General features: G+C 41.6%; 14 protein-coding genes. 9 read left to right on the top strand and 5 right to left on the bottom strand.

The features are described from left to right. The first annotated feature begins 710 nt into the window (after positions 1-710). The 6 genes from AACU32_RS07200 (at position 711) to AACU32_RS07175 (ending at position 6,980) form a co-directional block, all read left to right on the top strand. Positions 711-1,211, top strand: coding sequence for a DUF2231 domain-containing protein (locus AACU32_RS07200; protein WP_096598964.1), 501 nt, complete (start codon positions 711-713; stop codon positions 1,209-1,211). Next, positions 1,208-1,813: a DUF2231 domain-containing protein gene (locus AACU32_RS07195; protein ID WP_096598963.1), complete on the top strand. Its 606-nt coding sequence runs from the start codon at positions 1,208-1,210 to the stop codon at positions 1,811-1,813. The genes AACU32_RS07200 and AACU32_RS07195 overlap by 4 nt, the downstream gene beginning before the upstream one ends. Before the next feature lie 107 nt (positions 1,814-1,920). After that, positions 1,921-2,910, top strand: a complete 990-nt coding sequence (locus AACU32_RS07190) for a cytochrome c oxidase subunit II (RefSeq protein ID WP_096598962.1) — start codon at positions 1,921-1,923, stop codon at positions 2,908-2,910. Between the two features lie 14 nt (positions 2,911-2,924). Beyond that, positions 2,925-4,598 carry a cytochrome c oxidase subunit I gene (ctaD, locus tag AACU32_RS07185; RefSeq protein ID WP_096598961.1) on the top strand — a complete coding sequence of 558 codons (1,674 nt, stop codon included), beginning with the start codon at positions 2,925-2,927 and terminating at the stop codon, positions 4,596-4,598. 484 nt (positions 4,599-5,082) lie between these two features. Further along, on the top strand, positions 5,083-5,685 hold the full coding sequence (locus tag AACU32_RS07180; RefSeq protein ID WP_096598960.1) for a cytochrome c oxidase subunit 3: 603 nt from the start codon (positions 5,083-5,085) through the stop codon (positions 5,683-5,685). A gap of 518 nt (positions 5,686-6,203) precedes the next feature. Then, positions 6,204-6,980, top strand: a complete 777-nt coding sequence (locus AACU32_RS07175) for a PEP-CTERM sorting domain-containing protein (protein WP_096598959.1) — start codon at positions 6,204-6,206, stop codon at positions 6,978-6,980. A gap of 78 nt (positions 6,981-7,058) precedes the next feature. Here the strand turns inward: AACU32_RS07175 and hisG are convergent, their stop codons facing one another. The 4 genes from hisG to AACU32_RS07155 all read right to left on the bottom strand — a co-directional run bounded on the left by hisG (position 7,059) and on the right by AACU32_RS07155 (position 12,667). Beyond that, positions 7,059-7,703 carry an ATP phosphoribosyltransferase gene (hisG, locus tag AACU32_RS07170; RefSeq protein ID WP_096598958.1) on the bottom strand — a complete coding sequence of 215 codons (645 nt, stop codon included), beginning with the start codon at positions 7,701-7,703 and terminating at the stop codon, positions 7,059-7,061. 184 nt (positions 7,704-7,887) lie between these two features. After that, positions 7,888-10,233 carry a CHAT domain-containing protein gene (locus AACU32_RS07165; protein WP_096598957.1) on the bottom strand — a complete coding sequence of 782 codons (2,346 nt, stop codon included), beginning with the start codon at positions 10,231-10,233 and terminating at the stop codon, positions 7,888-7,890. 167 nt (positions 10,234-10,400) lie between these two features. Beyond that, entirely contained in the window at positions 10,401-11,387 is a 987-nt protein-coding gene (locus AACU32_RS07160; RefSeq protein WP_096598956.1) for a tetratricopeptide repeat protein, read from the bottom strand. After that, positions 11,387-12,667 carry a tetratricopeptide repeat protein gene (locus tag AACU32_RS07155; protein ID WP_339377618.1) on the bottom strand — a complete coding sequence of 427 codons (1,281 nt, stop codon included), beginning with the start codon at positions 12,665-12,667 and terminating at the stop codon, positions 11,387-11,389. The genes AACU32_RS07160 and AACU32_RS07155 overlap by 1 nt, the downstream gene beginning before the upstream one ends. 521 nt (positions 12,668-13,188) lie before the next feature. On the opposite strand from AACU32_RS07155, the gene AACU32_RS07150 reads away from it, so the two are divergent. After that, entirely contained in the window at positions 13,189-13,323 is a 135-nt protein-coding gene (locus AACU32_RS07150; RefSeq protein WP_339377617.1) for a hypothetical protein, read from the top strand. Positions 13,324-13,861: 538 nt separating this feature from the next. After that, positions 13,862-14,554 carry a two-component system response regulator RppA gene (gene rppA, locus AACU32_RS07145; RefSeq protein WP_096598953.1) on the top strand — a complete coding sequence of 231 codons (693 nt, stop codon included), beginning with the start codon at positions 13,862-13,864 and terminating at the stop codon, positions 14,552-14,554. Between the two features lie 92 nt (positions 14,555-14,646). Here rppA and AACU32_RS07140 read toward each other — a convergent pair whose 3' ends face one another. Further along, a complete protein-coding gene (locus tag AACU32_RS07140; protein WP_096598952.1) occupies positions 14,647-15,678 on the bottom strand; it encodes a 1-acyl-sn-glycerol-3-phosphate acyltransferase in 1,032 nt (343 codons plus the stop codon). Between the two features lie 268 nt (positions 15,679-15,946). Between AACU32_RS07140 and AACU32_RS07135 the strand changes: the two genes are divergently transcribed. Continuing rightward, on the top strand, positions 15,947-16,501 hold the full coding sequence (locus AACU32_RS07135) for a EutP/PduV family microcompartment system protein (RefSeq protein ID WP_096598951.1): 555 nt from the start codon (positions 15,947-15,949) through the stop codon (positions 16,499-16,501). The last annotated feature ends 115 nt before the right edge of the window (positions 16,502-16,616 follow it).

Here is a 16,616-nt window from a genome sequence, read left to right as displayed (position 1 = left end):
CAATTTAAATAGCTCTGAATTTATTTGTTGCTAAATAATCCTATTGCAAGATATATTATTGCTCTACAGGTTGCTATAAATTGTAAAAGCCTTAATTAATATATATCTGGCGGACTCAAATCCTATCATCACCAACATTTGAGAGATTTCACCTTAGGAATAATCAACATACATTGCTGATTAATTGCAGCAAATTAATTGAGAGCAACTACTCCAATTCAAGAATTTTGTACTGAAAATCACAAATTAATAATATGAAAATGTCACCTATTTAACAAAAATAACGGCTGCTACATTTAAGTTTTATCAAGCTGCTAACTTCGATACATATAACAAAACAGTTTTTTGATAAAACAACTACTCCTAAATTTTTTATTTAGACTCTTTTGACAACTACTAAAAAAATCCTTAAGCTAATAGATAGGTTTAATTAATCAAAGAGAAAACGGCGATTTTCTTTGGTCAACAGCAAAAGTCGTTATCTCAAAAAATCCCCATGAACCAATGAATCGAGACTAAAACCCTTCACTGACGATTGAACTCTATCACTCAACTCCTCTACCACGAACCTAATATTAAAACAACCGGATATCGCCCCAAATATATGTATTTCTATATTCCGGTAATGGTAGAGAAGTTGTAGCGAAATCTCTAGGGTATCAATCGCAGAAGTTTGTTTGAGGTAAAACAGATATGCCTAGGAGAATACCGTGTTTGAGTATCTAACAAATTTGAATGACCACAATTTACCGTATCCAGATACGCTCCATCCCATCGTTGTCCACTTTGTAATTGCGATGGTGTTGTTTGCCTTCTGTTGCGATGTAATTGGCTATTTCACCCGTAACTTTCGGCTATTTGAGGTGAGTTGGTGGAATATGTTAATCGCGACAATTTCCATCTTTGTCGCCATCATTTTTGGTCAATTTGAAGCAGGTTTAGCACATCCTTACGAAGCTGCTAAATCAGTGCTAAATGTACATACACTCATTGGCTGGTCACTATCAGGAATTATTGCCGCAGTTACAGCTTGGCGCTATGTAATTCGTGCCCGCGACCCACAGAGAATATCAATTTATTATCTCGGTGCAGGGCTAATTTTAACAGCAATAGTTGGCTTGCAAGTGTACTTGGGAGATGAATTGGTTTGGGTATATGGACTGCATACAGTACCCGTTGTTGAAGCACTCAGAGACGGTATTTTGCCATGAACTCAGAACTCATTAATCAATTAAGCGGGCAATTAGGCCCAAACGGCTTACCTTACAGTATTCCGGTTCATCCGAACTTAGTCCATTTGACTCTAGGTCTATTCATCATTGGTATTACCTTTGATATTGTTGGGGCAGTATTTCCCTTCCAGAAATGGGTCTTTAAATTTTTTGCAATTTCTGTTGAACGTGACAACTTATTTGATGTTGGCTGGTACAACATGGTAGCAGCATCTGCCATTACCTTTTTCACAGTGGCGGCTGGCTTTTACGAAATGTTGCTAGCACAACCGCCAACTGACATCAAAAGTGCTTGGGGATTGCAGGCGATGGATACAATGCTTTGGCATGGTATCGGTGGTGTGTTGTTATTAGCGATCATTATCGGTATGACTGTCTGGAGAGCTTACCAGCGCTTTGTTACCCGCCGGTATGAAGAGAAACAAGTGCGATCGCGCTATCTCCTCACAGGTGTATTCGTGATGTTTCTCTTGTACCTCCACGGCACTTTAGGGGCACAACTAGCCGCCGAATTTGGTGTTCACAATACAGCAGATAGTTTGTTGCGATTAGGCCAAGACCTGAACACAGTGTTTAAGTAGTTAATTGTCATTTGTCAGTTGTCATTTGTCATTTGTGACTAACAATAACCAATGACCAATGACTAATGACCAATGACTAACGCCCAATGACCCATGACCAATAGACCATGAAACTTCAGAAGACTTTAAATATTTTTACACTGATAACAGGCGCGATCGCTATTACTGTTATGAGTATCTGGATTGGTAAGCAGGCTTATACCTGGCTTCCTCCACAAGCGGCGGCTGAATCTGTCCTGATTGATGATTTAATCAGCTTCTTGGTCACCCTAGGTGCTTTTATCTTTTTGGGTGTGACTAGCACTCTCATGTATTCGATCATTTTCCATCGCGCAGCTAAGGGTGATTTGAGCGACGGCCCAGCAATTGAGGGTAATTTAACCCTAGAAGTTGTCTGGACAGCTATCCCCATCCTGCTAGTATTTTGGATTGCAGCTTACAGTTACCAAGTCTATGAAAAGATGGGCATTCAAGGCCCAATGGAATTGGTTCACCTGCATAATCCAATGGGAATGGAATCAGCTTATGCAGCACCAATGGAAGACAAGGAGACGCGGGGACAAAGGGACACGGGGACTTCTTCTGTCGCCGCGTCACCAAGTCTCCCCCTCACCGCGTCCAACCTGGTACCAGTGGAAAACATTGACGTAGTTGCCAAACAATGGGCATGGGTTTTCCACTATCCAGAAAGAAATGTTACCAGTACTGAACTTCATCTGCCAAGCGATCGCCGCATCCGTTTGGCACTGAAATCAGAAGATGTCCTCCACGGCTTCTATATCCCCGCATTCCGCCTGAAGCAAGACATCATTCCCAACCATAATATTGACTTTGAATTCACTCCCATTCGCCCAGGTAAATACCAACTAACCGATTCTCAATATAGCGGCACATACTTTGCAACCATGCACGCAGATGTGGTAGTTGAATCTCCAGAAGATTACCACCAATGGCTAGCCCAAGCAGCAACCAACAAACTTGCGCCCGCAGAAAATCAAGCAGCTTCCGAGTACGCCCAAGCCGCTAGTCAGTCAGTCAAAACTGGTTGGGCTACTGTAGCACCTGGGTCAGCGCCACTAGTCAACTATCCTGGTTGAAAGGAACTTAACCGATGACAAATATCCCTATTGAAGGCATCAGTCTCCCTAGTGGAAAGCCGCAACACGAATCCCCAGGTAACTGGAAGCAATACTTTAGCTTTAGTACTGACCACAAGGTTATTGGTATCCAGTACCTCGTCACATCATTTATCTTCTTTCTCGTTGGCGGTATCTTTGCAATGGTCATTCGGGGAGAACTCATCACCCCCGAATCAGACCTCATTGACCGCACCGTGTACAACGGTATGTTCACCATGCATGGCACAGTGATGCTGTTTTTGTGGACATTTCCCTCACTAGTTGGTTTTGCTAACTATTTAGTGCCCTTGATGATTGGGGCGCGAGATATGGCTTTTCCCCGCCTCAACGCCGTCGCCTTCTGGATGGTGCCAGTAGTCGGGATTCTCTTGATGGGTAGCTTTTTAGTCCCAGGAGGCCCAGCCCAAGCCGGTTGGTGGGCTTACCCACCAGTCAGTTTGCAAAACCCCACAGGTAACTTGATTAACGGTCAAGTCATCTGGTTATTGGCAGTTGCCATCTCAGGTGTTTCCTCGATTATGGGGGCAGTTAACTTTGTCACCACAATCGTGAAGATGCGGGCGCCAGGCATGACCTTCTTCCGGATGCCCCTGTTCGTTTGGGCAGTATTTAGCGCCCAAATTATCCAACTTTTCGGTCTACCTGCCTTGACTGCTGGTGCAGTCATGCTGCTACTCGACCTCACCGCTGGTACTGCCTTTTTCGATCCCAGTAAGGGCGGGAATCCAGTGATGTTCCAGCACTATTTCTGGTTCTACTCCCACCCTGCTGTTTATGTGATTATCCTGCCTATCTTTGGCATATTCTCCGAAATCTTCCCTGTTTATAGCCGTAAACCTCTATTTGGTTACAAAGTAGTTGCTATTTCATCAATCTTGATTGCCGCAGTTAGTGCCATTGTTTGGGTACACCATTTGTATGTCAGCGGTACACCTGCTTGGATGCGGATGCTGTTCATGTTCACAACGATGTTGGTATCTGTACCCACAGGCATCAAGGTATTTGCTTGGGTAGCAACCATTTGGGGTGGTAAGTTACGACTAACTACACCCATGCTATTTGCCCTAGGTGGATTGATTTTGTTCGTCTTCGCCGGTATCGTCGGCATTATGCTTTCCTCCGTACCTGTTGATGTGCATGTGAACAACACCTATTTTGTAGTTGGTCACTTCCACTATGTACTCTTCGGTACGGTGACAATGGGCTTGTATGCAGCCTTTTACCACTGGTTCCCCAAAATGACCGGTCGGATGTACTACGAAGGCTGGGGTAAATTGCACTTCTGGTTGACATTCATCGGTGTAAACCTCAACTTTTTACCCATGCACCCCTTAGGATTGCAAGGGATGCTACGTCGTGTTTCTTCCTACGCCCCAGAATATGAATTCTGGAATATCATCGCTAGCCTTGGTTCCTTCCTCTTGGGAATGTCTACCTTACCTTTCATTTTCAACATGGTAGTTTCCTGGATGCATGGTGAGAAAGCACCTGATAACCCTTGGCGGGCAATTGGCTTGGAATGGTTGGTTTCTTCACCACCCCCAGTAGAAAACTTTGAAGAAATTCCCATCGTCATTAGCGAACCCTACGGCTACGGTAAGTCTGAACCATTGATTGCTGAAGCTCATAGCAAGTCGCATTCCTAAAGAGAGATGAAGGAAGTAACTTTTTCAACGCCCTAGGAATGCAGAGTTAGCACAGAGTCTTTTGTGAAATTCTCTACTTATATCTCTGTGCCACGCCAGTTGCTACAACGCGGGAAACCCGCGCAACGCACTGGCTCCTCTGCGTTCTCTGCGGGTTGTTAATTCTTCCCTTCCCATCAAACTTGAAAATAAGGCAGAGGGGACACTTCTCTTCTCACTCGGGGAGACGCGCAAGGGACGAGACGCTCCGCGTAGCTTGCTTCCCGTAGGGTACGACTTCGCTCAGTGTCCTGGAGGCAGATGGCAGAAAAGGTAATATTTTCATGTTTGGTTGTAATATTTTCACCCTACTGCCTGGAAATGAACATAATTCACAAAAAAAACCGAAAAATCATCTTCCCTAGCCCCTACTCCCTAGTCCCTAGCCCCTTATTACCCATCACTAAAGCTGCCGCAGTCTGCAAGGTCAAGGAGAATTTAAGCAATGGATAGTTATGTTGCATCCGGGGAGTTACATCACACAGGTGGTGAACATACCCACGACGAAGAAGGCAATAAGATGTTTGGCTTCATGGTCTTCTTAGTCTCAGAAAGCGTCATTTTCCTGAGTTTTTTCGCTGGATATATTGTTTACAAAATCACGACTCCTAACTGGTTACCAGCTGGTGTTTCTGGTCTAGAAATCAAAGACCCTGCAATCAATACAGTCATTCTGGTTTCTAGTAGCTTTGTGATTTATTTAGCAGAACGTGCCCTGCAACGCCACGATTTAAGGAAATTTCGGCTGTTTCTCTTAGCCACAATGGCTATGGGTAGCTACTTTTTGCTAGGACAGGCGATTGAATGGAACAGCCTCGCCTTTGGTTTCACCTCTGGGGTGTTTGGTGGAATGTTCTACCTACTTACAGGGTTCCACGGTTTGCACGTATTCACCGGTATTTTATTGCAGCTGATTATTTTGATTCGCTCTTTTATTCCCGGTAATTACGACACTGGCCACTTCGGTGTGAATGCCACTTCGTTGTTCTGGCACTTTGTCGATGTCATCTGGATTGTTTTGTTTCTTCTGCTCTATATTTGGCAGTAAGCTGACCTCTAACTGAAGTATGGCGGCTTTCGCCGGGAGCGACAAAAATTTTCAATGTAGGGTGGGCATAATGCCCAAAGCCACTCCTCTCAACGCTTTTAACCTGCGCACGAGGGTGGCTTTTCTACGTATAGTTTAAAAATTCAATATACATTCCATCTGATTGTATTGATATTTTGTTAAAGATTGTATGAAGTAGAAAAATATTTTATATTCTTTTGATAAAGAATACGTATTGTCATTGTTTTTTGATCGTTTAACAGACATACTATCTATAAAATCATGTAAAAAAAATACAGGAGCTTAACCGAAATATCACTAGTATTAGGTGTAAGCAAACTTTCGATTTGTTTCAGGAATATCATCTACTTCATTGCTCTGCATCCATATTTTCCAACCAGTGATTTTTTGTCTGAAGACAATTTGCTGCAACGGGATGTACACTGTATTTTTTGTCCAGGTGTTACCAGATTTCTGATTTCTGTTGTCAAAAATTACCTCTTTGGAGAAATTAACTTATGATGAAACCCGCTGTATTACTGCAAGCTTTGGGTGCAAGTCTCATGGTTATGTTCACTGCTTCCTCAGCCAGTGCAGCTACCATCACCTTAACAGGAACAATTCGAGACTTTAACGATAACCATCCAGACTTTGAAAAATTAATCAAGAGCGATCCAGGTATTGTGACATCAACCCTAGGTGCAGACGGTAAGCCAGTATATGCAGGCCAAGCAGGTAACCCAACAACTAGTGGTGAAGAAAACTTTAACCAATGGTATAACGATGTTGCAGGTGTGAATCAAAGCAAACAGTATAGTATTACGCTAGACGATACGGGCAATCCTCCTGGTATTTTCTCGTATACTAACAACAGTTTCTTCCCGATTGACGGTGAGTTATTGGGCAATCAGGGACGTAACCACAACTACCACTTTACTTATGAAATTGCTTCCAAGTTTACCTATAAAGGTGGAGAAACCTTTAAATTTAGTGGTGATGACGATCTGTGGGTTTTCATTAATAAGCAACGAGTCATAGATCTTGGTGGTGTTCACCAAACACAGACAGGAACTGTGAATCTTGATACTCTAGGTCTTACCCTAGGGAAAAACTATGATTTAAATCTCTTCTTTGCAGAACGACATACATCTCAATCTAATTTCTCAATTGCTACTTCGATCGATCTGGAAACACCACCAGAAGTTCCCGAACCTCTAACCATTGCTGGTACGGCGATCGCAGCAGCTTTTGGGTTGTGGATGAAGCGCAAGCAACAAGCCGCTCATACAGCATAGTTTCGTAGTTTTTACCGTTTCTTAGAAGATTTTGATGCCCTTACATCCTGTGTAAGGGCATTTTCCTGTTACCGCTACTTAAACTGTAGACAAAATATGCGATCGCACATCTTCTACCAATTTATGTAAATTCCCCATATTCAGGCGATAACTCAGCGGATGGGCAATCAACCGGGCGCTACTTTCATACAATGTCGTAATTTCAATCAAACCGTTTTCTCGCAAAGTTCGTCCAGTAGAAACTAAATCGACGATCGCTTCCGACATGCCGGTAATCGGCCCTAGTTCTACTGAACCATACAGCGGCACTATTTCTATGGGCAAATCCAGACTTTGAAAATATTCCCGCGCACAATTGACATACTTAGAAGCTACTCGACCATTTGCTGGTAAATCTAAAGGCGATTTGTAAGGGCTGGATGCTTTAACTGCTACAGACATCCGACAGTATCCAAAATGCAAATCTACCAATTGTGCAACCTGGGGCTGTTTTTCGCGCAGCACATCATAACCAATAATACCTAGTTGTGCTTGACCATATTCTACATAAACGGGCACATCCTGACCTCTCACCAACAGTCCTTTCGCTTGTCCACTAGCGTCAACAATCTGAAGTTGGCGGTTTCCTGCATCTAAAAAAGCGCTAAAATCCAATCCTACAGATTGCAGTAGGCGGATGCTATTTTTTAGTAGTTCACCTTTTGGCAATGCAACAGTCAACATTATCGTCCTTGGTATCCTTGGCAAATCGGCGGTTCATCATTGAGAATATCTCGATATGCTGACCATAAGTAACATGATACTCAGAAATTAGACTAATTTAACTGCCCATCAAGCCTTTGAAAAATCATCGAAAATAATTTTGAGTAGCATTTGAGTAGTAAATTCAAGTTCTCGCTTCAAGGATTTAGAGATTAATTTTTTCTGCATCTCCCGTCAATACAAAGGCCGCCCAGTAAGAGGGATGGGGTTGATTTTTCCGCACTGCAATCTGTGCTTGTTGTAAGGCCTTGGCTTTATCCATTCCCATTTTTAAATAGTGATAAAACTTTTTCATGAGTGATTGTGTTGCTCGATCTTCTACATTCCACAAGCTCGCTATTACACTGGGTGTGCCAGCATAGATAAAGGCTCGGTTTAGCCCAATAATTTCATCTCCGAGACTGACCTTTTGAGTATTGCCAATAAAAGTTTCACAAGCACTCAGGACGACAAGATTTGTAGAAGTGGTTAAATCTAGCTTGTAAACATCATGAACCTCTAGCCTACCGTCTTTCTGGGCGACTTCGGCTTTGTCATCCATTGCTAGGTGAATAGTACTGAACAGGGGGGTGTTGGGATTATACTTCCCATGAGCCGCAATATGCAAAATTTCAGCTTTTTTGGCTTGCGACCAAACAAGGCTTTCAGTAGCATCTTTTCCTATATAAGCTTTGGTTTGAAATCGGCAGGCGATCGCCTCTACTTCTTTTTGGGCAAAATTTAAAGGAGCTAATAATTTATCAAATGTGTTATCTGGCGCACCAAGCGCTAAAATTCTGTTAGTACTTCGACTACGTTTACCTCGCAAAAAGCGTAAGACATTCGCACAGGGAAGGTTTACCAGAGTATAGTCATCAATTAGGTAGCGTTCCCCATCAGTCAGAGCCGCAAAGGGGAGATAGTGCAGAATATTATGCGGAACGATGGTAAGTCTGGGTGTGGGTAGGTAAGATTTCAGAGGTGCAATTAGGTAATTGTAGAGGTTTTTCAGTTCCAGGGGATGGTGTTCGGATATATTGGCAAAATCCAGAAACAGAGTGATTTGTTCCTTGAGTTCTGCTCGAGTCACATCTAAATTAATTGGTTGGAAGCGATCGCGAGTAATAATAAAAACCAGTGTACGCTCATCAGTAACAAAGTATTCTAGCAAGGTTGTCTCTGTGTCTAATTCTTTCTGAATTTCAGCTAAACTTGCAACATCAACACTGATTAAGCTTGCTATCTCCGGATTCTGGATTTCCAACTTTTCTAATAAGTTGTTGTAGTCTTTTTCGCGGGAAAGTAACTTATGATTCGGGTCTTTGCTACGCAGGGACAATATTTGGTTTCTCAGATTTTGCTCCTGTTTCAAAAGATAACCGCTCACTCTTCCCCGCAAGCCTATCCTCGCATTAGCAAGTTTGTCGAGAAAGGCTCGGGCTTTTGACTGTTCAACGAACTCAAAGGCTTCTTCAAAGTGTTTTTCTTGCCAAAGTAACAGAATTAGACTTCTATAATGCCTTGCCCAAAAATTAACAAATGATGTTGTATTCTCTTCTATTTTTAGAGTACTGCGAATCTTCTCAGCAATTTGAATTCCTTTTTTGTAGTAATTAATAGCGTCAGTTATATTTTTTTGTCCTTTAGCAACTCTCCCCAAGGCTACCCATCCCATTGCCTCTTGTTGAGCGTCTTGGAGTTGTTGAGCTAGTTTTAAAGCCCACTCAAAACAAAATGATGCTTTCTGATATTTTTTAATGTATAAATAAAGTTCTCCCAAATGGTGCAAAGCTTGTATTTTGGCAACAGGAAGTTGATATTGACGGGCAATTTTGAAAATATGTAAGTAAGATTTAATAGCTTTTTTGTATTCTTTATTTAAAAAGTATGCATAACCAAAATGCTCTAAAGCTTGACACTCGGCTTCAATATCTTGATATTTTTGGGCTATCTTGAGGCTACTTTGAGCATAGTTAATTGCTTGATTAATTTTCTGAGTATCCACTACATTATCATCATCTACAGCTAAAGCCCCATAGGCAGCGCTCAAATCTCCCTGTAATCTTCCCTGGATTTTCTCATTTCTCAGTTCGTTGGCAATTTTTAAACTTTCGTTTAAGTACTCTATTGCCTTACTTCGATTGTAAAAGCCATAATTGTAAGCATTACCTAAAGCTTGCCAAACTAGCATTTCTAACTGATTATTTTTCATTTTTTCACGGAAATCGAGACATTTATGCCACGATTGTAAGGCTTGTAAAATATTAGATTTTTTCCAGCGTTCGTTTCCTTGCAGATAATATAAATTAGCCAAAATTAGTATCAGTTTTTCTTCGGCTCGACAATTATTTAATTTTTGGATAATCAACCGTACTTGCTCAAGGCATTGAATTGTTAAGTTATAGTTTTTCAACGCCAAACAAAATTGTTCTAAAATTTTGAACGCTATTGTTTCTAGAGTTAGTATTCTAGATTGTGATTGTATTTGTAATTGCTCTTGACTCTGAAGCATAAGTAATTTGCTCCTAGTTTAATAATATGTAGTCCGCTACACAAATTACGATAGGTTATAGATACCCGAATTTTTTTAAATCGGGTATTTGAACAAAATGCGGTAAATAAACCATCCATTTGAAATGTCTAAAAGCCTTATGCAATGGTAATTACGAATTACGAATTTTACGCCATTTCGCGCAGTCGTTTTTCTAAGTAACTGACCATATCTACATTTCCCAATTCTGTGTATATTGCTTTAGCAGCTTCTAACAAACTTCGCGCTTTTGGTTGTTTACCAAGAGTCCAGTTCACTTCCCCTAATCCAACCTGTGCTGCTGCTAGTTCCGATTTATCCCCAACGGCATCTGCCTTGGCAATTGCTTTTTCGTAGTATACTTCAGCTTCCGAAGGGAGTCTGCTTGAGTAATAGAGTTCACCGAGTTGGCGGTAAACAACTGCGTTCTTGTCTTCGTTTGGTAAAGCTTCTAAAATAGCGATCGCTTCTGCTGTCAGAAGTTTTTGATTATACAGTTCAGCTAGCTTTAATGCTGTTTCCACAGCAGATAATTCTTGTTGCTCAATCTCCTGAGCAGTATTTTGGATCTCAAGTGCTTTATCCTCATCTATCAGCTGAAATCCCAGTCCTGGGACTCCAATCTCTTCGGAAGATCTGTTTGTATCTGTTGTTTCAATCACCAACTTGTAGCTGATCCCCGGTTGCAATGGCTTCTCGTCGGGATAAACGAGTTCGCAGATATCCCCTTGACAAACATCTTCTCGGCTAACTTCTTTTGTCCAATTCAATCCCTGACCTCTTACTGTCACCTTGAAGCGATTGGCATCATTTGGAGCGTGCCATCGCAAAGTAGGTTGTTTGGTAAGAATTAGGGTATCCCGTGGGCTGATAGTATAGGGAATGGCAGGATCGCTGGCATTGCGAAATACTGTCGGACAGATAGAGAGTAATCCCGTTGCTTGATCATCTGGGAAAGATATTCCTTTACTCCCATTACTACAGCGAATTGTGACACTAGCACCTGGTTGTTTTTTCAGAATGTCACCTAAACGGATTTCTGTGCCTTCATTTACTAATAACCAACTTTGTTGATTACTCCGTTTAATCTGGACTACGCCGCTGAATTGAGTAATCTTAGCAGAATCTTGTGGCATTATTCTTCTCCTTTTTTCACGTTTTGCGGTGCCATGTCCATCCACCTATCTTCTTCTGGTATGCGCGGATTGCCATAAGCATTACATAATTTCCATTGCACTAATGCTGTTTTTGGTACTTTTTTTTGTGCTGTTTTTGGTGCTGTTTTTGGTTTATCTGCCTGTTCTAAAACTAGGGCTAACAGACAGTGAGCAGAAGCACGAGTGGGATGAATGACATTTAAATTAATCGTGTCATTAATGGCGATCGCTTCTTCTAAAAGTGCTTTAGAATCGGCGTAGCGTTTTTGCTCGAATCTCGCCCAACCTAGATTTTTTCGTATTTCATACATCAAAATATTGTCGTCTTCTGATATAGTCTGACCTAGCTTTGGCTCTACATCTTTTGCTTTAAAAAGTAAAGAGATAGCCTCTCCAGGCTTATTTTCATTTAGATACAATCGTGCTAAATCGCTGTAGGCAATAGCTATATTGCCCCGAATAGCTAACCGATACTCAGTCTGTGCTTTATTGACATCTCGTAATTGTTCATACAATTTCCCTAAGTTATGGTGAACCTCGGCATTGTCTGGATCGAGGCTAATTGCTCGCTCATAGTCAGATATTGCATTGTCCCATTCACTAGCGTGGTAATGTTTCAAACCCCTTTGATTAAAGTAGTTAGCAATTTCGGGAAGTGAAGCTTTAAAGCCAATCAAACTTACTAAAAGTAAAGCTGATAACCCGAATTTTGTTTCTTGCCAAAAATAAGTCTTTATCCCAAAACGTAAAAAAGTTTCTTCAATTCCTTTTCGTCCTGCTTCTGTTAGCACACCACCAACAGTTAATAGGGTTAATACACTCTGAGAAATGACAGCAAATGAACTTAAAAAACCTGCTCCCCCACTCAAAAATCGAGTGGAAATATCTATCACTAAACTCAAAGAACCTGTCAGAGAGGCGATAGTAAGTGCATTCCAAAGCCAGTCAAAATTGTCTAAGGGATGACTAGGAGGTTGCAGAAACCACCACCAAGATGTGACTGGTACATTCAGGTTTGTACGCCAGTCTGCAAGTTTAGTTAGTTGATTAATTTTCTGAGCTTGTTGCTTTAAGCGAGTATCAAGCTCGATAATTTGAAGTAACTGTTCATCGGATTTTTGAGGAATATCATTTAATGCAGCTTGAATGCGATCGCGAGCAGTCAAAACGCTCAAAACTTCCTTTTCTGATACATCAGAAGTCTCTTCAAATGCTGCAAGTTTTTGGCGATAGAGTTCTATTGTCTCATCTAACACCATATTGTTATTTAATTATTTGAATTGCAACAAATATTTAATGGGTAACAGAGAATTGTGACTATTTTAGGACTTACGCAAGTGTCATATTTTTGTCGTAGAGGTTGTCCATAGTCAAAAGGAGCCAGTGCGTTGGGCGGGTTAAGAGACTTGAAGCAACTGGCGTTCCAAATTCCAAAAAATTGGCTCCTTTTGACCCTTGACTCTTGACTCTTGTCCACCATAGGGGAAGATATATGTGCCAGTTGCGTAAGTCCTGTATTTTTTTCCAGAAAACCTCGTAAGTCTGATTACGTAAGAGTTTATTGAGCATATATTTTATGGATAAAAATAGTACAAATGAACGTATTAAAAGGGCTAGATTTTATAGCTAATTGTACTGAAACAAAACTACAAAAGTATAAAATTCAATTCCGGAGGATTGCGGATATCTCTACACCAACCCATAGCGTAAATCCGATATCTCCTTCCTTCTGCACCCTTTGACAGTTGTCATCGTAAATCATCAAAGTTAGTGGATCTGCATGACGGCTCAACCTCAATTACGAGAAACTCCCTCTTTACTACCTTCAGGAATTGAAGTTGAATTTATGCAGGATGGGGAAGATAAATTTTCTATACCTGTCTTGAAAATACGGACTAGTACCGCTGCGCGTTAGTCAAAAGTCATACTTCGACAGGCTCAGTAACTAAAAGTCAGAAGTCAAAAGTATTATGGAATGGGCTTTTTAGGGATTTTAAATGGTCTGCTTCTCTTACAAAGTTTGGCGGGACGGAAACCGACACCGCCAACGCCAGTTGTTTTAAGCCGGGGAACCCTTTCGGCAGTCGCTACAACGGAGGGAACCTCACGCCAGTTCGCTCAAGTCGGGAAACCCGCCCACGCGACTGGCTCCGCAACGCGCTGCCTCACCAACACACTGGCTCAACTTTGCGCTATTTACGCCGTGGTGTACTAGTCCCGCAGGGCGGAATTTGGAATTCGTAATTACGTTTTTGTAAAAGTTTCAGACATTTATAATGGTATATTGATTTGCGCCATGCTGTACTAGTACTTATCCCCAGGCTCAGAAGGCTGGCGATCGCTAAAAATTAGGATAAAAATGCCTATTGTGAGTAGCATTTGAATAGCAAAGAATATCCAACATAATGAAAGCCTTGTGTATCTTGGCTTCAACAAGACTGACCACAAGCAGTATGAGAATTTTATTAGTTGATGACGAAATTGAATTAACTGGCCCTTTGAGTCGCGTGTTATCCCGTGAGGGCTATAGTGTAGATGCGGCTTATGAAGGCATCAATGGCAGCAACTTAGCACAAACAGGCAGTTATGACCTGCTAATTTTAGATTGGATGTTACCAGGAAAAACAGGCTTGGAAATTTGTCAGGAATTACGCCGCCAAGGTAAAACTACTCCGGTGCTGTTTCTCACTGCTAAGGATACTCTAGATGACCGAGTAGAAGGTTTAGATGCAGGTGCGGATGATTATTTAGTGAAACCTTTTGAACTGCGGGAGTTGCTAGCCAGAGTCCGCGCTTTGTTGCGTCGTTCTGGCTTGGAGACATACAGCACCACAACCGGACGCTTGATAGTAGCTGATTTAGAACTAGATATTGAAAACCAAGTAGCTTATCGTCAAGAACGAGTAATTGAGCTATCTCAAAAAGAAAGCCAATTGCTGCAATATTTTATGGAACACAGTGGACAGCTGCTAACTCACGCCCAGATTATGCAAAATCTCTGGCAAGATGAGGAACAACCAAGTAGCAATGTGATTGCTGCATTAATTCGCCTGGTGCGCCGTAAGATTGAGGTTGCAGGTGAAAGTCAGTTAATTCACACTGTTTATGGTAAAGGCTATCGCTTCGGTAGTGGTACTGGAGAGTAGGGGGATGAGGGGGATGAGGGAAGGGGGACAAGGGGAACAAGGAGGACAAGGGGGACAAGGAGGACAACTGATAACTGACAACTGATTATTGACTATTGACTATTGACCAACCGATTGATTTGCATTTGTAATTTATCTCTAAATTGTTGCACTTTTTGATAAGTGGTGGCTCGTTTATTGTTTGCAGGAGCTTCTATATCTATTTGTTCCAAAGGTTGAATAAAATAACGTAGTCGAGTTTTCATAGCCCAAACTCCCATTGAGGGAAAGAGTATCAACAGCAGCATTAAAGGCGATAAGGGTAAGAATGGTAATTTGAATAATTTTTGCAATTTTTTAAGATTTACCGTCCAAGGATGCAAATATTCATTACCAAGGCAAATTACTGGGAGAATCGGAACTTGATAGCGATCGCTCAACTGCTTAAAACTGACATCAAATTTTTGCAGTTGATACCTGTTTCTCCAACCTTTTAGCGGGCCGCGTAAACCTTCTGGTGCATAAAGGAGAATTTTACGTTGCTGCATGGCTGCTGTAAAATCATCTAATTCTGCGCGCACACCACCTAAAACGTTTGACCATCCCGGCGGTAACCACCAAATTACCCAAGGATGCTCGAACAATGAAACTTCTGCTACAGGTTGCACTATCCAGCCTCGTTCTTGACTTAATAAATAAGCCAAGGTCAAAAAGTCCCAAGGAAAACTCATTCCTGCATGATTCATGACGACAATCAATGGACTTGTTGACGGTAAATTTTCAATTTGTTGTAATTCCCCATGAAAATAATATTTCACAATGGGAGCAAGAATTTCTTCGCCAAATGCGCTTTGATATTTGGGATTAAATTCCTCAACTTCTTTTTGTGGAGAACGACAACCAAGACGGAGCCAACGCATCAGCAGCCCTAGATAAAATCCCCCAGGCAATAAAAATAATATATATTCTAGCCAATTCCACCCATCGGGGTCTGTATGGTAATGCTGCCAGTGACGGTTAAATAAAATTAGCCAGCCTGGAGGATACCATAAGCAAAACCAATCAAACCAGCTAAATTTGTAGCCATCATCTGCGGCTGTTTCTAGCTGAATATTGAGTAAGTTTTCAGCGCTTTGATTGCTCACAATTACTGTATGTTTTAGATAATAATTGAGTTATTCGTCTATTATATAGCAGCAATATTTGATTGATAAATTGATTCCTAGATATAGGCAATAAGCTAGAGATTTTTGGCAATTTTTTAGTGTTTTAATTCGCATCCTACCCCAGACGTAAGTTTATGCTAAGACTGACACACAACTGACGTGCGAGATCCCCGACTTCTTGAAGAAGTCGGGGATCTGACCCCTGGCTAGTGTAGTAATAATGCATCATCTGACATAAAATTACTATATGCAGCGTATTTGTGTTGTCGGAACCACAGGTTCAGGAAAAACGACGTTGGCTCGGCAAATTTCTGTTCGCCACAATATACCCCATGTAGAATTAGACTACTTGCACTGGGAACCCAACTGGATAGAAGCACCAAACGCTGTCATGCGCGAGAGGGTTTCTCAAGCAATATCAGGTAATAGTTGGGTGGTTGATGGTAACTACAGTATCGTGCGCGATATTGTTTGGGGAAAAGCTGACACAGTTGTGTGGTTAGATTATTCTTGGGCTGTAGTGATGAGGCGAATATTGCGGCGAACTCTGTCGCGGGTAGTGACACAACAACAAGTCTGCAATGGCAACCGCGAAACATGGCAAACTACTTTTAGTCGTGATTCCGTAATTTTGTGGGCACTGAAGACTTACAATCAAAAGCGCAGAGAATATCCGCAGCTATTTACCAAACCTGAGTATGCCCATCTAAGAATTGTACATTTGCGATCGCCTGACGATACCGAAAATTGGATGCAGAAGCAGTTCACGCCTGAGTTTGGGGCTATTGATGGTAAAGTGTAATAGCAGCTATACGATTTCTAAACTTTGATTTAAGAGTCGCAAAAGTTAATTTACGAGTCGCAAAAGTTAATTTACGAGTCGCAAAAGTTGATTTACGAGTCGCAAAAGTTAATTT

The organism is Calothrix sp. NIES-2100 (assembly GCF_963875285.1).
GTDB lineage: Bacteria > Cyanobacteriota > Cyanobacteriia > Cyanobacteriales > Nostocaceae > Aulosira.
The sequence above is the reverse complement of the archived record's forward strand: the minus strand, read 5'-3'. Positions and strand labels throughout refer to the sequence as shown.

Excerpts from the sequence above, each read along its gene's own strand:
- AACU32_RS07195 (WP_096598963.1), top strand. The coding sequence starts at position 1,208 with ATGAACTCAGAACTCATTAATCAATTAAGCGGGCAATTAGGCCCAAAC.
- AACU32_RS07190 (WP_096598962.1), top strand. The coding sequence starts at position 1,921 with ATGAAACTTCAGAAGACTTTAAATATTTTTACACTGATAACAGGCGCG.
- ctaD (WP_096598961.1), top strand. The coding sequence starts at position 2,925 with ATGACAAATATCCCTATTGAAGGCATCAGTCTCCCTAGTGGAAAGCCG.
- AACU32_RS07180 (WP_096598960.1), top strand. The coding sequence starts at position 5,083 with ATGGATAGTTATGTTGCATCCGGGGAGTTACATCACACAGGTGGTGAA.
- AACU32_RS07175 (WP_096598959.1), top strand. The coding sequence starts at position 6,204 with ATGATGAAACCCGCTGTATTACTGCAAGCTTTGGGTGCAAGTCTCATG.
- hisG (WP_096598958.1), bottom strand. The coding sequence starts at position 7,703 with ATGTTGACTGTTGCATTGCCAAAAGGTGAACTACTAAAAAATAGCATC.
- AACU32_RS07165 (WP_096598957.1), bottom strand. The coding sequence starts at position 10,233 with ATGCTTCAGAGTCAAGAGCAATTACAAATACAATCACAATCTAGAATA.
- AACU32_RS07160 (WP_096598956.1), bottom strand. The coding sequence starts at position 11,387 with ATGCCACAAGATTCTGCTAAGATTACTCAATTCAGCGGCGTAGTCCAG.
- AACU32_RS07155 (WP_339377618.1), bottom strand. The coding sequence starts at position 12,667 with ATGGTGTTAGATGAGACAATAGAACTCTATCGCCAAAAACTTGCAGCA.
- AACU32_RS07150 (WP_339377617.1), top strand. The coding sequence starts at position 13,189 with ATGACGGCTCAACCTCAATTACGAGAAACTCCCTCTTTACTACCTTCA.
- rppA (WP_096598953.1), top strand. The coding sequence starts at position 13,862 with ATGAGAATTTTATTAGTTGATGACGAAATTGAATTAACTGGCCCTTTG.
- AACU32_RS07135 (WP_096598951.1), top strand. The coding sequence starts at position 15,947 with ATGCAGCGTATTTGTGTTGTCGGAACCACAGGTTCAGGAAAAACGACG.